Origin of the sequence: Hyphomicrobium sp., assembly GCF_009026145.1 — a bacterium.
Classification (GTDB): Bacteria; Pseudomonadota; Alphaproteobacteria; order Rhizobiales; family Hyphomicrobiaceae; genus Hyphomicrobium_A.
On record NZ_WBUE01000001.1, the window covers coordinates 177,155 to 194,158 of the forward strand.

Annotated in this window: 15 protein-coding genes and 2 pseudogenes; 6 read left to right on the forward strand and 11 right to left on the reverse strand. The window is 65.3% G+C overall.

Translation table 11 applies throughout. From position 1 onward, the window contains the following. Positions 1-23 precede the first annotated feature (23 nt). Complete coding sequence (locus F9K20_RS00945) at positions 24-806, reverse strand: 4Fe4S-binding leucine-rich repeat protein (protein ID WP_290996945.1); 783 nt, start codon at positions 804-806, stop codon at positions 24-26. 250 nt (positions 807-1,056) lie between these two features. Here F9K20_RS00945 and F9K20_RS00950 point away from each other — a divergent pair. After that, positions 1,057-1,257 (forward strand): annotated as a pseudogene (locus F9K20_RS00950) (molybdopterin-binding protein); the annotation flags it as partial. A gap of 58 nt (positions 1,258-1,315) precedes the next feature. Here the strand turns inward: F9K20_RS00950 and F9K20_RS00955 are convergent. After that, on the reverse strand, positions 1,316-1,582 hold the full coding sequence (locus F9K20_RS00955; RefSeq protein WP_290996946.1) for a DUF2478 domain-containing protein: 267 nt from the start codon (positions 1,580-1,582) through the stop codon (positions 1,316-1,318). Positions 1,583-1,753: 171 nt separating this feature from the next. Between F9K20_RS00955 and F9K20_RS00960 the strand changes: the two are divergent. Next, a pseudogene (locus F9K20_RS00960) lies at positions 1,754-2,209 on the forward strand (ModD protein); the annotation flags it as partial. A gap of 4 nt (positions 2,210-2,213) precedes the next feature. Here the strand turns inward: F9K20_RS00960 and nifA are convergent. Further along, complete coding sequence (gene nifA, locus F9K20_RS00965) at positions 2,214-3,947, reverse strand: nif-specific transcriptional activator NifA (protein ID WP_290996947.1); 1,734 nt, start codon at positions 3,945-3,947, stop codon at positions 2,214-2,216. A gap of 395 nt (positions 3,948-4,342) precedes the next feature. On the opposite strand from nifA, the gene map reads away from it, so the two are divergent. From map to asnB, 3 genes are all read left to right on the forward strand, one after another. Continuing rightward, positions 4,343-5,167, forward strand: coding sequence for a type I methionyl aminopeptidase (gene map, locus F9K20_RS00970; protein ID WP_290996948.1), 825 nt, complete (start codon positions 4,343-4,345; stop codon positions 5,165-5,167). A gap of 18 nt (positions 5,168-5,185) precedes the next feature. Continuing rightward, the gene (gene radC, locus F9K20_RS00975; RefSeq protein ID WP_290996949.1) at positions 5,186-5,926 is read left to right on the forward strand and encodes a DNA repair protein RadC; all 741 of its coding nucleotides are present in this window, start codon (positions 5,186-5,188) and stop codon (positions 5,924-5,926) included. A gap of 157 nt (positions 5,927-6,083) precedes the next feature. Continuing rightward, on the forward strand, positions 6,084-8,078 hold the full coding sequence (gene asnB, locus F9K20_RS00980) for an asparagine synthase (glutamine-hydrolyzing) (protein WP_290996950.1): 1,995 nt from the start codon (positions 6,084-6,086) through the stop codon (positions 8,076-8,078). 60 nt (positions 8,079-8,138) lie between these two features. On the opposite strand, the gene F9K20_RS00985 is transcribed toward asnB, so the two are convergent. Then, a complete protein-coding gene (locus tag F9K20_RS00985; RefSeq protein WP_290996951.1) occupies positions 8,139-9,392 on the reverse strand; it encodes an OmpP1/FadL family transporter in 1,254 nt (417 codons plus the stop codon). Between the two features lie 724 nt (positions 9,393-10,116). Further along, positions 10,117-11,349 carry an argininosuccinate synthase gene (locus F9K20_RS00990; protein ID WP_290996952.1) on the reverse strand — a complete coding sequence of 411 codons (1,233 nt, stop codon included), beginning with the start codon at positions 11,347-11,349 and terminating at the stop codon, positions 10,117-10,119. 191 nt (positions 11,350-11,540) lie between these two features. Between F9K20_RS00990 and F9K20_RS00995 the strand changes: the two genes are divergently transcribed. Next, positions 11,541-11,798 carry a hypothetical protein gene (locus F9K20_RS00995; RefSeq protein ID WP_290996953.1) on the forward strand — a complete coding sequence of 86 codons (258 nt, stop codon included), beginning with the start codon at positions 11,541-11,543 and terminating at the stop codon, positions 11,796-11,798. Between the two features lie 30 nt (positions 11,799-11,828). Here the strand turns inward: F9K20_RS00995 and F9K20_RS01000 are convergent, their stop codons facing one another. From F9K20_RS01000 to F9K20_RS01025, 6 genes are all read right to left on the reverse strand, one after another. Continuing rightward, a complete protein-coding gene (locus tag F9K20_RS01000; RefSeq protein WP_290996954.1) occupies positions 11,829-12,518 on the reverse strand; it encodes a hypothetical protein in 690 nt (229 codons plus the stop codon). A gap of 105 nt (positions 12,519-12,623) precedes the next feature. After that, a complete protein-coding gene (locus F9K20_RS01005; protein WP_290996955.1) occupies positions 12,624-13,115 on the reverse strand; it encodes a hypothetical protein in 492 nt (163 codons plus the stop codon). Positions 13,116-13,256: 141 nt separating this feature from the next. Next, positions 13,257-13,688, reverse strand: coding sequence for a hypothetical protein (locus F9K20_RS01010; RefSeq protein WP_290996956.1), 432 nt, complete (start codon positions 13,686-13,688; stop codon positions 13,257-13,259). 167 nt (positions 13,689-13,855) lie between these two features. Continuing rightward, positions 13,856-15,061, reverse strand: a complete 1,206-nt coding sequence (gene rlmN / locus F9K20_RS01015) for a 23S rRNA (adenine(2503)-C(2))-methyltransferase RlmN (protein WP_290996957.1) — start codon at positions 15,059-15,061, stop codon at positions 13,856-13,858. Between the two features lie 140 nt (positions 15,062-15,201). Further along, positions 15,202-15,405 (reverse strand): hypothetical protein, encoded by a 204-nt coding sequence (locus F9K20_RS01020; RefSeq protein ID WP_290996958.1) that lies wholly within the window; start codon positions 15,403-15,405, stop codon positions 15,202-15,204. Between the two features lie 208 nt (positions 15,406-15,613). Then, entirely contained in the window at positions 15,614-16,996 is a 1,383-nt protein-coding gene (locus F9K20_RS01025; RefSeq protein ID WP_290996959.1) for a hypothetical protein, read from the reverse strand. Between the last annotated feature and the right edge of the window lie 8 nt (positions 16,997-17,004).

The window sequence follows — 17,004 nt, forward strand, 5'->3', positions numbered from 1 at the left end:
TTCTCCGCTATTCGATCCGCATCTCAACTCGCCGGCACGTCGCCGTCGTCCCCGCGCATCCGCGCGCCGACAAGGCGTCTCACCTCGGGGTCGGGATCGTCTTGCAGGCGCGCGAGGATCGTCGGTGTGCCGCGCTCGGCGACGACATAGCGGACCCGCAGGTCCCTATCGTCGACGAGCGCCATCAGCTGCTTCGGCTCGAGGCGCGCGGCGACGGCGACGCGCACCAATGGGTCGGGATCGAACGACATGGCCGGCAGCACGTCCGGCTTGATGCGGCGCGCCACCTCGCGGCGCACCTGCGCGTCTGAATCGTGCATGGCGATGGGCAGAACGTCCTCCGGCACACGCTTCACGGCGACGAGGCGCACCCAGTAGTCGGTATCGCTCAGCATCGGAACGAGCGCGGCACCCTCCAGGCGCTGCGCCACCACCATGCGCACCTTGCGGTCCGGATCATTGGCCAAATGCGCGATGCGGTTCACCGGCAGACGCTGCGCCACCATGGTGCGCACGTCGGGCTCTGGGTCGTCCATAAGCGGCGCGAGCAGAAAGACGCTGGCGTACTTCGCTGCCAGCACGCGCGCCTCGAAGTAGGGATGCTTGAGATACTTGTCGGCTTCTTCCGGATTGGCGGCAAAGAACCGATCGATACGCCGCGCGCGCTGATCGCGCACGCAGATGCGCCCCAAGTCGCAGCGCGCTTCGGCGCGGATGACCTCGTGTGGGCAATCGCTGCACTGTACCGGCCGGCCGAGCCAGTCGAGTGCACCGCAGACGGCGTTTGCGTTGTCGGCGCCGCTCATCGCAGCACCCCCGGCAGCGCGCCGCGGAAGCGCCTGTGGGCGTTCGAGTTGCCGCGGCTCTGCGGTTCAGCGCTGCGAGATCGTTCGCGCGCGCAATGGCTCGCCATCATTTCGCTCCTGAAAGGTCGGCGATGCGTGGTCGCATCGGCGCCTTTCAAGCCGCGTGCCAGAGGTTAACACTCTGAATTTGAATAGTTATAATGTGCCGCCGTCGGATTCGGGCCTGTCGGCCCCAAGACATAGTCGGCTGATGCGTGTCGCATGTCCGACACGCTTCATCCGCGACGGATTCGCCGTAGCCAAGGGCTCGACAACGGCTCACGTCAAAATCGGGGTCGCGCCGGGATTGGTCGTCACCTCCTCGATCACCGACGAGTCCGACGATGACCTTGGGCTCAAGGCCGGCGACGCCGTGTCAGCCGGGATCAAGTCTTCCGACGTCATCATTGCAAAGCAGCGTCGGCCCTATGGCTTGAAGGGAGGGCTCGGGCGCAGCTTCGGGCGTGCGCTCAAGGAGCCAAGACGCGCGCCCGTCCTTCGCGCAGCGACGTCTCGCACCACCAATCATCGACGACGCGCCGCTCGCACGCGAGCGTGGTTCCGTATCCTCCGGTGAAAGCGATCCAATCATCGTAGCACTTGTCCGCGACCGCCGTGAGGATCGGCAACCCGGCGGCCGCGAACCTCGCGAGAAGCCCGTCGACGTCGTCCACGCCAGAGCGGTAGATCACAGCCGCTAACTTCCGCAGATGCTCGTGATAGCTCAGAACTTGCATGTCGCTTTCCGCGCCAATCAAGCCGACGACTAGGCGTCATGGGCAAAAGAGCAATCCGCATGCCGACATGTAGCGAGGCAACAATTCTCCAGCAAAGTCAGGGATACTCCCATTCAAGCACCGCCGTCGTGGTCGGAAACCCGACGCGGCCGCGTCTGGTCGGACGAACATGACGTCCCCGGGACCAAATCGTTCGCCGTACGTGCTGTGCGTGCCGGCGGCGCCTCGATGCACCGCCTCGGGCTGTCCGAAAGCGTGCTGGTGTTCCCCGAGCACCGGGTATTTCTCGGCGACGAGCCGCTCAACGAGGCGGTCGCACGGCTGCGGCGCACAGTGCCGGAAAAGAAGCTGGTCATCGAGGCGACATCGCTCGACGCCGCGCTCGCGGCGTGCCACGTCGGCTTCGACGTGGTGCAGACGGAGAGGTTCAGCGCTGCCGAGATCGCCCGTCTCGTCGACGCGCTCTCCACTGGCGCAGCGCGCCCGCTGATCGCCGCGGCCGGCGGCATCACCGTCGACAATGCCGCCGCCTACGCGCGCGCCGGCGCCGACATTCTCGTGACGTCGGCGCCCTACCTCGCGCGTAGGCGCGACGTTGCCGTAAGCATCAACCGAACGCAGCGCTAGCCGCTCAGAAGTGGCGGATCTCGATGCCGTGCTTCTTTAACGCATAGCCGATCTGGCGCGGCGTCAGGCCGAGGATGCGCGCCGCCTTGGCCTGCACCCAGCCGGCCTTCTCCATTGCCTCGATCAGGCGCTCGCGCTCGGAGCCCTGGGCTGCGCTGGGCACCGGACTTTCGTCGCGACCGGCATCGCTAGAACGCGCCTCGACCGGCGCACTTGCCCGGGCGCCGCGGCCTTCCGCACTGGCCGGCATCACTGGCAGCGGCAGTTGCGGCTGCGGACGCTCTGGTAGTGGTGTTGCACTGCCGTTCCACAGCAGCGCCGACAGACACTGGTCGTGCCGGCAGGCGAAGTCTTCCTCGACGATGGAAACGCCGGTAGCCAGCGTGGCGGTACGGAACACGCAGTTCTCCAGCTCGCGCACGTTGCCGGGGAAGTAGCAGGCCTTCAGCACATCGATGGCGCTGGAGGCGAGCTTCAAGTTGCGCCCGTTCTCTTTGTTGAAGCGCTTGAGGAAGCTCTCGGCGAGGATGGGGATGTCGCCCTTGCGCTCGCGCAGCGACGGGATACGCAGCGGCACGACGCTGATCCGGTAATAGAGATCGGCCCGGAACGTGCCTTGCTTAACTGCCTCCTCGAGATCGCGGTTGGTGGCCGCCACCACGCGGACATCGACCTTCTGCGTCTTGGTGCTGCCGACACGGTCGAACTCGCCCTCCTGCAGCACGCGCAGCAGCTTCGCCTGAAAGGCCGGCGAGATCTCGCCGATCTCGTCGAGGAAGATCGTTCCGCCGTCGGCGATCTCGAAGCGGCCCTTGCGCGAGGCGATGGCGCCGGTGAACGCGCCCTTCTCATGTCCGAAGAGTTCCGACTCCAGCACCGACTCCGGCAGTGCGGCACAGTTCACCTTGACGAATGGCGCCTTGGAGCGCGGCGAAAGCTCGTGGATGGCACGCGCGCACAGCTCCTTGCCGGTGCCGGATTCGCCGCGCAGCAGCACCGTGGCGTTGGACTTGGCGACGATCTCGATCTTGTTGAGCAAGGCGCGCAGGGGGGCGCTCTCGCCGATAATGCCGGCGACGCGCGCGCGCTCCTTACCCGGTTTGACGCTCGTCAGCTCCTTCTCGAGCCGCCGGCTCTGGTCCATCAGTCGCTCGCGATCGCGCGCGATCACGCGGTGCAGGTGGATCGTCTGGCCGATGAGATTGGCGATCATCGACAGGAAGCGGACGTCGTGGTCCGAGCGGAACTCGCTGCGCTTGTCCCACACCCTGACGATCGACAGCGTGCCGACCACCCGATCCTCGATCTTGATCGGCACGCCGATGAAGGAGACGGGCTGACCGCTGCCGATGGTGGCGCAGGCGCCTGCCTGCTCCCCACTCTTGAACAGCGGATGCTCGCCGGCGTTCTCCAGAACTAACGGCATTGCCGTGGCTATGATCTGATCGAGCACCTTGCGCGGCAGGTGCACGAGACCTTCGTAGGCGACCTCTTCGGTCCACACCGAGCCGACCGCGATACCCGGTACATCGTCGTCGTCGAGCAGCACGATGGTGCCGTGCTGCATGTCGAGGAACGAAGACAACAGGTGGAGCACGCCCGACAGCGTTGTTTCCAGGCGCGCCGGCTTGGCGAGTATCTTCGACACCTCGTAGATGCCGATGAGCGCGATCTCGCCGAGCTGCTTCGGCTCCGCGGCCGGCGGTCCGACGCCGACCGTTTGTTTCAGTGGCACCATGTCACCGCCTAATTGACGTCGACGGTTGGAGGGATTCCCCAGTCCCTGCTGCACCGCACAAGGGTACCTGCGGCACGCCCCTCTGTCGCGCCTAAGTTTCCGTCATTTCTTGGCATTTTGGCAGGCAGTGTGCCTGATCGCGGTGCAGCACTGCGGCGCGCCGGCGCGCCCAAGCTGAGATATGTCAGGGGGCTGACTTCCACCAACCGCCATGCGATTCGGGCGGCCACCGGGGAGTGTAAAGGCAGCGACCGGTCGACTGGGTGCGCTTGGAAGTATCGACAAAGCTATTAAATGAATGGGAAGCTGTCTGGCTGGACAGTATTCTCCCACGCATGGGCGCGGCCCAGCTGCCGCTAAATATGGCTGCCCGCAGGGGCATTCAGGAACCACACATGTCGAATGTTGAAGTTGGTCGCGCACCCGACCGCGACGGAAAGATCAGGCGGCACGGGCCGGAGGCGTTTGCCGGCATGCGCAAGGCCGGCCAGCTCGCGGCCGCCGCTCTCGATATGCTCGCCGAGCACGTGCGGCCGGGCGTCACCACCGAAGAGCTGGACGAGCGCGTCCTGCAATTCGCGCTCGATAACAACGCCTACCCGGCGCCGCTCAACTATCGCGGCTTTCCCAAGGCCATCTGCACCTCCATCAATCACGTCGTCTGCCACGGCATCCCCGGGCCCAAGCCCCTGCGCGAGGGCGACATCGTCAACATCGACGTGACGCTGATCGTCGACGGCTGGCACGGCGACACTTCCCGCATGTACCCCGTGGGGCAGATCTCGCGCCGCGCCGAGCGGCTGATCGCGGTGACGTATGAGGCGTTGCAGCGCGGTATCGCCGAGGTGCGCCCCGGCGCCACCACCGGGCATATCGGCGCGGCCATCCAGGCGTATGCGGAGGCCGAGCGCTGCTCCATCGTGCGCGACTTCTGCGGGCATGGTTTGGGGCGCGTGTTCCACGATCGCCCCAACATCTTGCACTACGGCGAGCCGGGTGAGGGCGTCACGCTCGAGCCAGGCATGCTGTTCACCATCGAGCCGATGATCAACCTCGGGCGCCCCCACGTTAAAGTGCTGCCCGACGGCTGGACGGCGGTGACGCGCGACCGCGAGCTGTCGGCGCAGTTCGAGCATAGCGTCGGCGTGACCGAGACCGGCTGCGAGGTGTTCACGCACTCGCCCAAGGGGCTCGACTTCCCCAGCTTTGCAATGAACTAGGGATGCCGGGCGTGCGTCATGCCGGATCGCGACAAGAGCGGCGGCAAAGCGGACGCCAGCGAGCAGGGCTCCTTCCTGGAAGCGCCGTTGCCCGATCACACCGGGCACCGCCAGCGTCTGCGCGAGCGCTTCCGCAAGGGGGGCCCCGATGCACTTCCCGACTACGAGCTCTTGGAGCTGCTACTGTTCCGCGCCCTGCCGCGGCGCGACACCAAGGGCATAGCCAAGCGGCTGCTCGCCCGCTTCGGCTCCTTCGCGGAGGTGGTCAACGCACCCGAGCCGCGGCTCAAGGAGGTGCAGGACGTCGGCGAGTCCGTCGTCACCGAGCTGAAGCTCGTGCGCGCCACTGCGCTGCGCATGATGCGTTCCGAGATTATGCAGCGGCCGACACTAGCGTCGTCGAGGCAGGTGCTCGACTATCTGCTCGCCGCACAGAGCTACGAGCACCGCGAGCGGTTCCGCATCCTGTTCCTCGACAAGCGCAACCATCTGATCGCCGACGAAGTGCAGGGCGAGGGCACGGTTGATCACACGCCGGTCTACGTGCGCGAGGTCGTGAAGCGCGCGCTCGAGTTGTCGGCAACGGCGATCATACTCGTGCACAACCACCCATCTGGCGATCCGACCCCGTCGCGCGCCGATGTCGATATGACGAAGCAAATCGTCGCCTCGGCGGCGCCTCTCGGAATTGCCGTTCATGACCACATTATCGTTGGTCGCGAGGGACATGCGAGCCTGAAGGCGCTTCGCCTCATTTGACGCCAGTTTTCACGGCAAACCGCTTCGCATGCTAGGTTGGTCGAACAACGATTCGCCGGAACGGCGCCTTTTGCGACGTTGTGTAACGGGCTCTTTACCGGGCCAATGTCGACTTACGAATTGAGCCGAATCGCAACGCGCGCCCTCACGAGGACCTATGTGCGGCATCGCTGGACTGATCGATCTCACGGGCAAGCGGCAGCCCGACGCCGCCACCCTGCAGAACATGGCGGAAGCGCTGTGGCATCGCGGCCCCGACGCTGACGGCTACCTCATTCGGCCCGGCTTGGGCTTTGCCAACCGCCGCCTCTCCATCATCGGGCTCGGCGATGGCTCGCAACCCATCTTCAACGAGGACGGCACCGTCGCCGTCGTCTACAACGGCGAGCTCTTCGACTATCCGGAACGCAAGGCGGAGTTGCAGGCCAAGGGGCACGTCTTCCGCACGCACACCGACACCGAGATCATCGTGCACCTCTACGAGGAGTACGGCGAAGGCATCTTCGAGCGCCTCAAGGGCCAGTTCTCCATCGCCCTCGTCGACTTTACCAAGCGCACCATCTTCCTCGCTCGCGACCGCGTCGGCATCTGTCCCCTGCACTGGAGCCGGCAGGGTGACTGGCTGTTCTTCGGCTCCGAGATCAAGGCGCTGCTCGCCTCCGGCGCCGTGCCCGCCGCCCCTGACCCGCGCGGGCTCGACCAGCTCTTCACGTTCTTCGCCATGGGCACCCGCCGCACCATGTTCGAAGGCGTAAACGCGCTCTTGCCCGGGCACTATCTGAAGATCGCCTTCCGCCGCGACGGCAAGCCGGCCGAGGTGGTCGAGCGCCGCTACTGGGATCTCGACTTCCCCGACGCCGGAAGCGAGGACGACCCGCGCGACGCAAACGCTCTGATCGACGAGTTCGAGGCGCGCTTCCGCCGCGCCGTCGATATCCGCCTGCGCGCCGACGTGCCGGTCGTCGGCTACCTCTCGGGCGGCGTCGATTCCGCCTACGTGCTGGCCACCGCCTCGAAGCTGCGCGGCGCGCCGGTGCCGAGCTTCACCATTCAGGTTCCCGGCAAGGGCCTCGACGAGACGTCCGACGCGCTTTTCACCGCGCGCGCCATCGGCTGTCGCCCGACCGTGCTGCGCTCGGACAGCTCGGTCATCGCCAATACGTATCCGCAGCTCATCGCCTCTGCCGACTGCCCGGTGATCGACACTTCGTGCGCCGCCCTGTGGCGCCTGTCGCAAGAGGTGCACGACCAGGGCTACAAGGTGGCGCTGACGGGCGAGGGTTCCGACGAGGCGTTCGCCGGCTACATCTGGTTCAAGCTGCGCAAGCTCAGCTACTTCCTGGATGTCGGCGGCACGCGCGCTTCCGATGCGCTCAACCGCCTGCTCCGCATGCGCATGGCGTCGCACATGAGCGGCGCGCAGCTGAAGCGCATCGACGGCTTGATGGGCCGCGCCCACGCCCAGACGCTGCTCTATCACCTCGTCTCGCAGTCGCGCGACCGCTACTTCTCAACCGCCATGAAAGACCGGCTCGGCGATTACGTCGCCTATGAGGACGTGCCGATCGAAGCCGAGCGCGTGCGCCGCTGGGCGCCGCTCAACCAGTCGCTCTACTACGGCTACAAGATCCACCTGCCGGGGTTGCTGCTCAACCACAAGGGCGACCGCGTGGCGATGGCCAACAGCGTCGAGACCCGCTACCCGTTCCTCGACGAGGACGTCATCGCCTTCGTCTCCAAGCTGCATCCGCGCTGGAAGCTGCGCGGCCTGACGCGCGACAAGTACCTGCTGCGCCACGCTGCGGCGCGGCTGTTGCCGAAGGAGGCGGCGTTCCGCAAGAAGGGCATGTTCCGTGCCCCGCTGGCAGAGAGTTTCTTCGTCGATCCGCCGGCCTACGTGCGCGATCTGATGAGCCGCGAAGCGCTCACACGCACCGGCTATTTCGACGCCGAGGCGGTGCGCCGCGACTATGACGCCGTCGGCGCCGGCAACGGCGACAAGATCAACGTGTTCCTGAAGATGGGCCTCACCGGCGTGCTGTCGACGCAGCTCTGGCACCACCTCTACCTGGGCGGCGGTCTGTGCGAACTGCCCGACCACTGGCCGCGCCCGGTGGTCGAGCGGCCGACCTTGCCGCCGGCGGCGGCTTAAGCCTTGAGCCGATGAAGCGCGCCCGCCAGCGAGGTCAAGATCTGAACCTTGCCGACTGACCTATTTCAGTGCCGGGGGACTTGGAAAGAGGGAGCTTAGATCCATCTTCAGGCCGACTGAAATGACGTCCATGCTAACGTCAGCCGTGCCGAGCAAAGGTGGCGCCGTGAAGAGCGTCGATCCAGGTACGCGATTGAATGGGGCGTCATTCTCGAAGAACACGTGGCTGTAAGAGAAGTCGAGCCGCGAACCATCGCTCATTGTGTACGAGGATCCGATGCTGAGCCACACCCGATTGCTGTCGGGATCCTGCACAAGACGCGTCGTCGCCCCATCAACCGGCGACACCTCGTAGGCGACACCCGTCCTCAGCGTCAGATTGGGTGACCAATCGTATTCGCCACCGAGAGCGAACAACCATCCATCCCGCCATCTGAAGTCGAAATTTGCGACCGTAGCCCCGGCTGGAACCAAGCCGGCGAGAGACCCCTGCAGCACGACGGGAATGACGTCGAGCCGGCTCCAGTTCACCCACTCGACCTCTCCGAGCACCCTTGTTGACGGCGACAAGGCGTGTCGCACGCCGAGCGACAGCATTTCGGGAAGTTGAATAGAGGCCTCGGCCGGCGCCTTGCCGATAGAGCCTAGCTCAACATGCCCCTCGGCCTTGTGATCGATCGATGAACGAAAGCCCAAGCCGATCGACGTTCCAGGTGCAGGCTGGACGTCGATGCCTGCCACGAAGCCAACGCCGATGTCATCGGCCTTGAAGTTTGCCAGACCCTGCGGCGTCGCCGCCGTCTGTCGCTTGAGGCCGAAGTAGTCCACCTGGACTCCCAACCCAACGGACACGCCACGCGCGATCTCATACGACAGCATCGGCGTGGCGTTGACGTTGAAGATATAGGTCGTGATGCCTTCGTACTTCCCAGCCCAGTTCGTATCATCGGGCTTTGTCCCAAGTCCGAACGGCGAGGTGAGGCTCAAGCCAAGCACCGTCTTGTCGTCCAATTGCCAGGTGACATAGCTGGCACCGATCAAAGCATTCCTGCCGATATCCGTCTCGGCTGCGCCTGGAGGCGGAAATTGGTCCTGCGGATTGAGAACGGTGACGTCGGCTGACATCAGAATGACGGAAGCGCTCGCCTCCGCCTGCAAGCCGCTGAGGGCGTACGACGCCGTTGCAGGGTTCCAAGAGATCGAGGCAAGGCTCGGACTGCCGGTGGCAGCACCAGCGTACGACATGCCCTGATAGTAGGCCGATTGCTCGATTCCAAATCCGCCAGCGAACGCCGCGTTTGGCAAAGCTGCCAAAAACGACGCCGCGATGGCTGTAGGAGCCCAAGCGCGCGGCACGCGAGCCGATGGCTCCATACAGCCCCCCTCCGTTGATTCCGGAACGGCTTACGAAGATCGACCAGTGAGTAGTGTTACTCAACTGGCTGCACGCGCATTACTGTGCAGAACTCCGTCAACTGAATTACGGACCGCTGCAGCGGGACCAGGCAGTGCCCCATTGTCACGTAACCATCTGATTCGCAACAGGGGGCACGGAGATCTCAAGGTTCAAACAGCGGCCGAAAGGGCAGTATCCGGATGGGCACAACCCGGTTGCGCAGCCGCTTTAGGTCGTGAGCGATGATCGCCCGGCCCGCGAAGCGCCGGGTGGGACCCAAGGCCCCGTTGCCATCGTGTCAGCACGCTCGGCTTTGCGAGCCACCGCACGCGGGCGTCCGTTCGGAGCACGGCTCCGCCATGACAAGGCTGCCCTTCAGAATATCGGACGCAGCGTTTCGGCGCCCGCGCTCCCTCGCTCTTTCTCATCCCTCGGGGCTCATGGGCTTGCGAGACCGTAAACATGTGCCACGCGCTCAGGTGTCATCCTCGGGCTCGTCCCGAGGATCCAGAGTTCGGCATCTCAAGTGTCGACGTCGAACAGCCAGCGTCGGAACAAGTGGAGGAATGGGTCCTCGGCATGAAGCCGAGGATGACGGCCTGGATGTCCCGCGTTTCGCCCTGGAATGACAGAGGCGCGCACCTAGCCCTTCCGGTCGCGCATCCCGAGCGTGCGCAGCCTCAGGGCGTTGAGCTTGATGAAGCCGGCAGCGTCCTTCTGGTCGTAGGCACCCTTGTCGTCCTCGAAGGTGACGAGCGTCGAGGAATAGAGCGACTTGGGGCTCTCGCGGCCGACGACGATGACGTTGCCCTTATACAGCTTGAGGCGCACCTCGCCCTCGACATGCTCCTGGCTCTTGTCGATCGCCGCCTGCAGCATCTCGCGCTCGGGCGAGAACCAGAACCCATAGTAGATGAGCTCCGCATAGCGCGGCATCAGCTCGTCTTTGAGGTGCATGGCGCCGCGGTCGAGGGTGATCGACTCGATCGCCCGATGCGCGTGCCACAGGATGGTGCCGCCCGGCGTCTCATAGATGCCGCGCGACTTCATGCCGACGAAGCGGTTCTCCACCAGATCGACGCGGCCGATGCCGTTGTCGCGGCCGAGGTCGTTGAGCGTCGCCAAGAGGTTGGTGGGGCTCAGCGGGTTGCCGTTGATCGATACCGCGTCGCCCTTCTTGAAGCCGATGGTGATGACGGTCGCCCTGTCGGGCGCCTCTTCCGGGGAAATCGTGCGCTGGTAGACATACGGTGGCGGCTCGATGCCGGGGTCCTCGAGCACCTTCCCTTCCGAGGAGGAGTGCAACAGGTTGGCGTCGACCGAGAACGGGGCTTCGCCGCGCTTGTCCTTGGCGATGGGGATCTGGTTCTTTTCCGCAAACGCGATCAGGTCCTCGCGGCTCTTGAACTCCCAGTCGCGCCACGGGGCGATGATCTTGATGCCCGGCTCCAGCGCATAATAGGAGAGCTCAAAGCGCACCTGGTCGTTGCCCTTGCCGGTGGCGCCGTGGCAGACGGCATCGGCACCGGTAGCGCGCACGATGTCGATCTGCTTCTTGGCGATGAGCGGCCGCGCGATCGAGGTGCCGAGCAGGTAGATGCCCTCATACAGGGCATTGGCGCGGAACATTGGGAATACGTAGTCGCGCACGAACTCCTCGCGCAGGTCCTCGATGTAGATGTTCTGCGGCTTGATGCCGAGCATCAGCGCCTTCTCGCGCGCCGGCTCGAGCTCACCGCCCTGGCCGAGGTCAGCGGTGAAGGTGATCACCTCGGCGCCGTAAGTCTGCTGCAACCACTTGAGGATGATCGAGGTATCGAGGCCGCCGGAGTAGGCGAGCACGACCTTTTTGATCGGCTTGGGCTTGGAGGTCATGAGGTCTCTTGGACGACGGAGTGTCGGTGACTACGACGAAGCGTCGTAACGGCGGCGCACTATAGGGATCGGCGGACGCCCCGCAACATCGGCGCGCGCCATTAGTCTACCCGCAAAGAATGTATTTTTATGTCGATACAACCAGTGCTATGTTGTTTTTGCGGGGTGTCTTTCGGGGGAGTTGCTGTCCTATGTATAGCTTTTTTTGGCGCGGCACCGCCTTGGCCGCCGCCGCCGTTACACTTGCGTTCGCCGCCACCGCCGCTGACGAGCCGAAAACCGAGAAGAAGCAGAAGCCGCCTTCCGTGTGCGTCGGCCTCGATATCAATGCATGCGGCGCCAAGTCCGAATGCTATTGGCGCAAGCAGGTCACGACCAAGGCAGGGAAGGTGCGCCGTGCCCATTGCCGCAAACGGCCATTCCAGCAAGTAGCCAAGAAGACTGCCTGAACACGGGCTCGGACCGGCCAGTTCGGCGCGTCAGGCCATGCGTAAGGCCGCGAACATCGTGCCGACGTTGAATGGCACGATGGCCATTAGCGTCAGCATCTCGACGGGCGGCCACGCATTGCCGCCCGCGGCGTAGCCGCTCTCGGACTGGTAGCTGGCAAAGACCTTCTTGATCGACCGCCTCGCCACGTCGGCGGCGTCCAGCACGGCCACGTTGGCTTCCGCTGTGGGCCAGGCGACCGCGTGCGGCACCCCCGAGGACATCATCATGAAAGCCATCGGCCAAGCAGCCGAGGGTGTGGTGAACGGGAGCATGGTGAGCCAGGCCGACATCGGACTGGCCGCACCGGCGATGGGTCTGACCGGCGTCGAGCTCATGGCGCTGAGCGCGCTGCTCATGGCGTTGGCGAATGCCTCCATGGCTTCGAAGGGATTGGTCGGCAGCGACGGGGAAGTGGGCTTGGGGACCGGCTGCGGCAGCGCCCAGGCGAACGGGTTGAAGAGCGTTTCTGGCTGCGAGGTCTGCGACGTCGCCAAGGGCACCGGCCAGCGCCACAGGTCCGGCTCGCGCTTTGCCGACGATGGCTGCAGCACACCCGACCAGAAATTCAGCACCTGATCGGCGAATGCAGCGTAGGCGGCCGTGCTGGCGGCCGAATAGCCCAGCGCGGCCTCGGCGCAGCGGCGCGCGAAACGTTGCTGGAGGTCAGGGTCGAGCATGCGTGCGCCTTCTCCTTGCCCCCACAAGCAACGCTTAGACCGTAAACTGATTGCTGCAACGCAACAAGCCAATTGCGCGTAAATGCACTTAGTAATTGGTCCGAGCTAAGTCGCCTCGGCCACCGGCTCGCTAGCGGTTGGAGAGGCGCTCGGAGGCGCCGCAACGTCGCCGCGCCGGCCGCCGGCGCGCCGGCCGGCGAACAGCCAGTAGGCGCCGCCGCCGAGCACCCCGACGGTGAGGAAGGCGGCGAGCGCGTAGTTGTTCAGGATGGATGGCTGGCCGGGAACCTCGTTGAGGTACTCCGCCGCAAAGCCGCCGAGTGCGATCACCACGCCGACCAGCACGTAATAGAGCCACGACCGCAGGCGCCACATCTCCCCGATCCCGATCGCCAGCAGGGCAAACGGGAAGGCGAAGATCGCCGAATGCGTGGCGGTGAGCAGTGCCAGAACCCCGGCATTGCCGAGCCGTTCGGTCTGCGCCTCGGCCGGCAAGCTGGCAATGTCGGCGGGAGTGACGACGAAGGCGACGGTCACCGCGCCGGCAACGAGGCAGGCGATGACGAAGCCAAAAAGGACGCGCAGCAGCGTGAGCATGGGTCTGCTCCTTGGAATTTGTGCGAGCTTACAGGCCTTAACCCAACCCTCTCAATGGAAAAGGCGGCATCTGCCTAACGTCCGCGGTCCCCGACTGTGCCCAATCAGCACTCGCGCGTTCAGGGTGACACGCGTCGTAGGTCAAGCGTTGCGGCCGGCAATCAGCCAGTAGACGAAGCCGGCGGCGAACCCGGCCGTGGCGAACACCTGCCAAACGAGCGCCTCCCCCGAGGCTATAGCCCCACTCTGACCGAAGCGGGCGAGCAGCGGAATGGCAGCTAGCGCAATGCCGCCGCCGACCACGTAGTAGGCCAGCGAGCGGATGCCGGCGACCTCGCCGACAATGACCATCAGCAGCGCCGGCACGAGGGTGATGCTGGCCGCCAGCATGAACCCCTGATTCATCACTGCGAAGATCGTCTCGACGTCCTCATCGCCAATTGGGTTGACGTGCAGGAACGCCGTGATGCGCTCGAGCCCGAGCGTCACCAAGACGAACAGCGCCGCTGCCATCGCCATGATGAGCGCGAAGGGGATGACGATGAGGATGCGGCCGGTGGTCTTCCAGAACACGGCTAGTGCCCCGATTCCGAAGTTCGCCAAAGCTCGTTGCTGGGGTGGGGAGCGAACTTCGCAATCATAAGGGGCACTAGAACCATTGATTTGCTAGCGTGATGATCGAGAAATTCGCTCGACACCTCGCAGCTGACGATAGCGAATTTCTCGATCATCACGCTAGGTCAGGCTCCGCTGCCACTAGCTGCATCGGCCGGCACGGCGCCGGCGCTCGCCCGCTGCTTGACGCTCGCCGAGCGCAGCTGCCCGCACGCGGCATATATGTCGCGTCCGCGCGGCGTGCGCACCGGGCTCGCGTAGCCGGCCTTGTTCACCACCTCGGCGAAGCGCTCGATCTGCGCCCAGTCGGAACACTCGTAGGGCGCCCCCGGCCACGGGTTGAACGGAATGAGATTGATCTTCGCCGGAATGCCGGCCAGCAGCCGCACCAGTTCGCGGGCCTCGGCGAGGCTGTCGTTGACGCCCTTCAGCATGACGTACTCGAAGGTGATGCGGCGCGCGTTCGACAGCGCCGGGTAGTTGCGGCAGGCATCGAGCAGCTCGGCGATCGGATACTTGCGGTTGATCGGCACCAATTCGTCGCGCAGCTCATCGCGCACCGCGTGCAACGAGATGGCGAGCATGGTGCCGGTCACGGCGCCCCAGCGGCCGATCTCCGGCACGATGCCCGAGGTCGACAGCGTGATGCGTCGCTTCGATACCGACAGCCCCTCGCCGTCGGCGGCGACCTCCATCGCGGCCTTGACGTTGTCGAAGTTGTAGAGCGGCTCACCCATGCCCATGAGCACTATGTTGGTGATCTTGCGCTCGCAAGTGGGCAGCAGGCGCCCATCACCCGGCGGCTCGGCGCCCGGCCAGTCACCGATGCGGTCGCGTGCCAAGAGGATCTGGCCGACGATCTCCTGCGCCGTCAGATTGCGCACCAGGCGCTGCGTGCCGGTATGGCAGAATGTGCAATTGAGCGTGCAACCGACCTGGCTCGAGATGCACAGCGTGCCGCGATCGGCCTCCGGGATGTAGACCGTCTCGATCTCCGGCGGCTTGCCGTCGCGGCCCAGTGCGGGCAGGCGCAACAGCCATTTGCGCGTGCCGTCGACCGACACCTGCTCGCTGACGATTTCGGGCCGCGCCAGGGTGTAGCGCTCGGCCAGCGCCGCACGCAGCTCCTTGGCGACGTCGGTCATGGCGTCGAAGCTCGCCACGCCGCGCACGTATAGCCAGCTCCACAGCTGATTGCCGCGCATGCGCAGCTGCTTTTCCGGCACCCCGACGCTGGCCAGTGCCGCGCGCAGTCCCTCGCGGCCGAGACCGGCGAGCGAGGGCTTGTCGGCAGCGGTGGCTGCAGATGGCGTATCGAGCGTCAGAATCATGTCGATCCGGGTGAAGCGGGCTCGCCCCTATCTAACGCTGCCCCCCGCATACAGCAAATCCCCAGACCCCGGCAGGGTCTGGGGATTGCAATAAGAGGACATCCAGGCTTGGAACGGGGCGAGAGCCCCGCGGGTTCGGCTCAGGCGGCCGGTACCCAGCGGCCGGCGACGTAGCCGAAGGCCACCGCGTCGGGGTGCAGTCTCGCTGACTGCCGCAGTTCGTCGGCTTGTTTCACGTCCGCTTCATCGAGAACAACCTGGGGGCGGGCTGCGTCGACCGTGTCGCGAAACCCGCTCAGCAGGATGACCCTCTTGCCGCGGACTTCGATCTTCGGACATGCCATGCGTCACCTCCTTCGCAGGAGACCGGCGCTACGGAAAGGCGGTTCGGGGGGTTGTGCCTGCCACTCTCCAGCAGGGGATCCGCAGCTGCATCCGATCACCTACAACAATCACTATACGTGACCTGTGTGACACTAGAAATAACTTTCCGTTGCATGAGTGAAAGGAAAATGTTGACAAAATTGAATCGTGCTGCAGTGCGATGCGGCGTCACTTTCCGAGCGGCATGTTCAGCTGCAAACGCCCGCTCCAGGTGTCCGCTGTGCTGGCGGTGCCGCTCTCGACGCCGCCCGTCGCCTGCAGCGTCGAGCCGTCCTTGACGCCCACGGCGACGCCCGCTTCCGCTTTCAGTTGCACGTCGGTCGGCCCGGTGGCCGGTACTGCCGGATTGAGCGCCTGAAGACCATCGAAGCCGACGAAGGCGCCGACCGCCGCGCGCGGCTCGATGAACGTCGTATCGTCGACAGAAAATCGCTTCGAGACCTCCGGCAGCACCTCGACTTTGCCGGTGCCGGCGGCCTTCGTCTCACCCGAGGCTGAATCGCGGACGGCATCCTCGACGTAGACGAGACCGACGCTCGGCGCGACCTTCCAGCCGCCGACCTCGCGCGTGCCGGTAAGCTTGCCGCGTACGAGACGCCGCTCGGTGAAGTTGTCGCCGATCTCGGGGCTGGCCACCGCGTTTTCCGTCTCGCCCCAGGAGGCGCGGCTGTCGAAGACGACGCCAGAGCCGAGCTTCATGCTCATGTACGGCCCGACCATCCATCCCCTCGCCGCCATTTCCGGCGCATCGTGCGCGGCGCTTTCAACGCCGCGATCGAGCTGCGCCAGCGCCCCCACCATGATATCAGGGCCCAGCATCGAGCGCGTGCCGAGATACAGCACGCCGAGATTGCCGTCGGTGGAACCGGTGTCGAGGCTGCCCGCGGCATAGTTCTGCATGCGCCCCTCGAGCCAGAAATCGACGATGCCGGGCTCGGGCTTGCCGCCCTGCGTCGCCGCCGCGATCTCCGAGAGGCTCACCGAGAATTCGACGTTCTTGGCGCGTCCGTCATCGTCGACGGCAACCGTGCTCGATAGCGGCTTATCCGGGTTGGCAATGGGTGTCGGCGCGCGGTCGATGCGCAAGCGATCGGGGTCGCGCTCGTTCAGCAGCGCCTTGCGCCGCTCCAGGAAGGCGGCATTGGCGGCCTCCGTGCGCGTCGAGGTGCAGGACACGATCACTCTTGCCGCTTGCCCGCTGCTCGCGTTGAACTGGAACGTATAAGTGGTGTCCGCCGGGGCCTTGAAGGACGCCGTCATTTCCGCCGAGCCGCCGATCAGCGTCGAAGGCGCGCCGGGTCCGTCGACGAGCGCGACGGCGACACCGCGCGTGGTGAAGCTGAGCAGGTCGCCTTGCTCGAGGCCGAGCCGCCGCGTGAGGGGCGCGCCGGCGGCGACGTCGGCATTCAGCGCGCCGCGATTGACCGCTGCGCAGCCGCCGGGCGCGGCCTCCGCAGGTGAGGCGGCCCACTGCACGACTGCTAAGGCCGCCGCGGCGATCTTGGCGTGATGCGCCGGCCCATGGCTGCGGCGGTGCTTTCGGCTCTGCATATCGTCGC

What these genes read in the sequence shown, in the direction of transcription:
- asnB (WP_290996950.1), top strand. Translation starts at nt 6,084, where the DNA reads ATGTGCGGCATCGCTGGACTGATCGATCTCACGGGCAAGCGGCAGCCC.
- nifA (WP_290996947.1), bottom strand. Translation starts at nt 3,947, where the DNA reads ATGGTGCCACTGAAACAAACGGTCGGCGTCGGACCGCCGGCCGCGGAG.
- F9K20_RS00955 (WP_290996946.1), bottom strand. Translation starts at nt 1,582, where the DNA reads ATGCAAGTTCTGAGCTATCACGAGCATCTGCGGAAGTTAGCGGCTGTG.
- F9K20_RS00995 (WP_290996953.1), top strand. Translation starts at nt 11,541, where the DNA reads ATGTATAGCTTTTTTTGGCGCGGCACCGCCTTGGCCGCCGCCGCCGTT.
- F9K20_RS01005 (WP_290996955.1), bottom strand. Translation starts at nt 13,115, where the DNA reads ATGCTCACGCTGCTGCGCGTCCTTTTTGGCTTCGTCATCGCCTGCCTC.
- F9K20_RS00990 (WP_290996952.1), bottom strand. Translation starts at nt 11,349, where the DNA reads ATGACCTCCAAGCCCAAGCCGATCAAAAAGGTCGTGCTCGCCTACTCC.
- F9K20_RS01025 (WP_290996959.1), bottom strand. Translation starts at nt 16,996, where the DNA reads ATGCAGAGCCGAAAGCACCGCCGCAGCCATGGGCCGGCGCATCACGCC.
- map (WP_290996948.1), top strand. Translation starts at nt 4,343, where the DNA reads ATGTCGAATGTTGAAGTTGGTCGCGCACCCGACCGCGACGGAAAGATC.
- radC (WP_290996949.1), top strand. Translation starts at nt 5,186, where the DNA reads ATGCCGGATCGCGACAAGAGCGGCGGCAAAGCGGACGCCAGCGAGCAG.
- F9K20_RS01020 (WP_290996958.1), bottom strand. Translation starts at nt 15,405, where the DNA reads ATGGCATGTCCGAAGATCGAAGTCCGCGGCAAGAGGGTCATCCTGCTG.
- F9K20_RS01000 (WP_290996954.1), bottom strand. Translation starts at nt 12,518, where the DNA reads ATGCTCGACCCTGACCTCCAGCAACGTTTCGCGCGCCGCTGCGCCGAG.
- rlmN (WP_290996957.1), bottom strand. Translation starts at nt 15,061, where the DNA reads ATGATTCTGACGCTCGATACGCCATCTGCAGCCACCGCTGCCGACAAG.
- F9K20_RS00945 (WP_290996945.1), bottom strand. Translation starts at nt 806, where the DNA reads ATGAGCGGCGCCGACAACGCAAACGCCGTCTGCGGTGCACTCGACTGG.